A 2,259-nucleotide genomic window follows, 5' to 3' on the forward strand; every position below is an offset into this window, starting at 1 on the left:
GCCGGGGGCTTCGGGGGGCCGGCCGTCCAGCCGCCGTCCACCGCGAGTTCGGCACCGGTCATGTACCCGGCGGCATCGGACAGGAGGAAGGCGACCGCCGCGGCCGTCTCCTGCGGGGTGCCGACGCGGCCCATCGGGGCGCCGGGGAAGAAGCCCTCGCCGGCCCGGATGCCGATCGGGGCGGTCATGGGGGTCAGCGTCATGCCCGGGTGGACGGAGTTGACGCGGATCCGTGCCTCGGCGAGCTCGACCGCGCCGATCTTCGACAGGCCGCGCACACCCCACTTCGAGGCCCCGTACCCGGCGGTGAGGGCCAGGCCGGTGAGCCCGGCGGCGGAGGAGATGTTGACGATGGAGCCGCCTCCGTTCGCCCGCAGCAGCGGTATCGCGGTCCGGATGCCGATGAACGTGCCGACCAGGTTGACCTCGACGACCTGGCGGAAGTGCTCGACGCTCTCGTGTTCCAGGAGCTGTCCGGTGGCTATGCCCGCATTGTTGACCAGCCCGTCGATCCGGCCGAACTCGGCCACCGCGTGGTCGAGGGCGGCCTGCCAGTCGCTCTCGCTCGTGACGTCGTGCCGCAGGAACCGGGCCGCGCCGCCGAGCTTCGCGGCCGTCTGCGCGCCCTCCGCCTCCAGCACGTCGGTGATCAGGACGCTGCCGCCGCCGTCCACGACGGCCCGCGCGGCCGCCGCGCCCAGCCCGCGCGCTCCCCCGGTGATGACGACGGCCTTGCCGCTCAGATCCACAACAGCCACGGTTCCACACCCCTGACGCCGAGACGGACACACCACCATATGACTAATCGGCATAGGCGGCCGACGGCGCGTCAGTCTGCCAGAGTGCCCAGCGCGCGCGACACCCCCTGCTCCTTCGGCCCCAGGAACCGCGGCTCCGGCTTGAAGGCCGCGTCCAGCGCCGCCTTGCCGGCCGCGAAGACCTCGCGCGTGCCGCCGTAGTACCAGGTCGCGTCGTGCTCGTCGTCGACACCGACCCCGTAGGCGTCCACGCCCGCCGCGCCGCACAGCGCGACGGCCCGGCGTATGTGGAAGCCCTGGCTGATCAGCACGGCCCGCCGGACCCCGAAGATCTCCCTGGCGCGGACGCAGGAGTCCCACGTGTCGAAGCCGGCGTAATCGCTGACGATGCGGTCGGCCGGCACCCCGTGGGCCGTCAGGTACGTCCGCATCGCGTCGGGCTCGTCGTACTCGGTGCGGCTGTTGTCGCCGGTGACGAGCACGACCTTCGCCTTGCCCGTGCGGTACAGCTCGGCCGCCGCATCGAGCCGTCTGGCCAGGTAAGGGGTCGGCCGCCCGTTCCACAGCCCCGCCCCGAACACCACCGCCACCTCGGCGGCCGGCGCGTCGGCCGTCGTCCGCAGCCGGTCCGCGGCCGCCGCGTGCGTCCACGCCGAGGGCAGCAGCGCCAGCACGCACGCGGCCATCACCGCCTGGACGGCCCGCCGCCGCCCCGCCACCGTCCTCAGCCGGCCCGGCATCAGTTTCATGGTCTTTCCCCCCGCTTGCCCCGCACCGTTCGCACAGGTTGACGATCCGCACCCGGCCCCCAGTTCCCCCCACCCCGCCTTTCACCCGTACGAATGAGCGAGTGAGGTGCCGGTAAACACCCGTCACCCCCGCGCAACGCACCCGCAATCTCCGGCCCGCAGGATCGGTTCATGACGGAGCTGGTGCACCCTCCCGAGTCCCTGTCCCTCTCCTTTCCCCCCGCCACGGCCACGGAGCTGCTGACCCGGATCACCACCCAACTCGGCACGCAGCTCAGCGGACTGCGCCCCTGGCGCACGGCGGGGGACCGGTCCGACGGAGTCCCCGCATGCAGCAGCCCACCCTCGTCGCCGTCGCGCACGGCAGCCGCGACCCCCGCGCCCTCCCGGCCGTCCTGGCCCTTCTCGACCGCGTCCGCGAACTCCGCCCCCGCCTCGACGTCCGGCTCGGACACGTCGAGCTGAACCGGCCCCTGCTCGGCGACACGCTGCGCAGCACCGCCGGGGCGGCCGTGCTCGTCCCGCTGCTCCTCGGCCGCGGCCACCACGTCAAGCGGGACCTGCCCGCGGCCGCGGCCCGCGCCGCCCACCTGGACACCCGCGTCGCCGCCCCGCTCGGCCCCCATCCGCTGCTCGTGGAGGCCCTGTACGAGCGCCTCCTGGAGGCCGGCTGGACCCCCGGCCCCGATCCCCGCGCCCCCGGAACCGCCCCGGGCGCCGGAACCGCCCCGGGTGCCGGGGCGGGCCGGGGC

General features: G+C 74.5%; 3 protein-coding genes. 1 reads left to right on the forward strand and 2 read right to left on the reverse strand.

Annotated elements, in window-relative coordinates:
• Positions 1-797: glucose 1-dehydrogenase (locus ACFXA3_RS41235; RefSeq protein ID WP_385196429.1), on the reverse strand; the 797-nt coding region annotated here is incomplete at its 3' end.
• A gap of 32 nt (positions 798-829) precedes the next feature.
• Positions 830-1,507, reverse strand: coding sequence for a vancomycin high temperature exclusion protein (locus tag ACFXA3_RS41240; protein WP_385196425.1), 678 nt, complete (start codon positions 1,505-1,507; stop codon positions 830-832).
• A gap of 329 nt (positions 1,508-1,836) precedes the next feature.
• Between ACFXA3_RS41240 and ACFXA3_RS41245 the strand changes: the two genes are divergently transcribed.
• Positions 1,837-2,259 (forward strand): sirohydrochlorin chelatase (locus tag ACFXA3_RS41245; protein WP_385196427.1); only part of this gene is annotated, 423 nt, incomplete at its 3' end.

This window comes from Streptomyces sp. NPDC059456, assembly GCF_042750055.1.
Lineage (GTDB): Bacteria > Actinomycetota > Actinomycetes > Streptomycetales > Streptomycetaceae > Streptomyces.

What these genes read in the sequence shown, in the direction of transcription:
- ACFXA3_RS41240 (WP_385196425.1), bottom strand. Translation starts at nt 1,507, where the DNA reads ATGAAACTGATGCCGGGCCGGCTGAGGACGGTGGCGGGGCGGCGGCGG.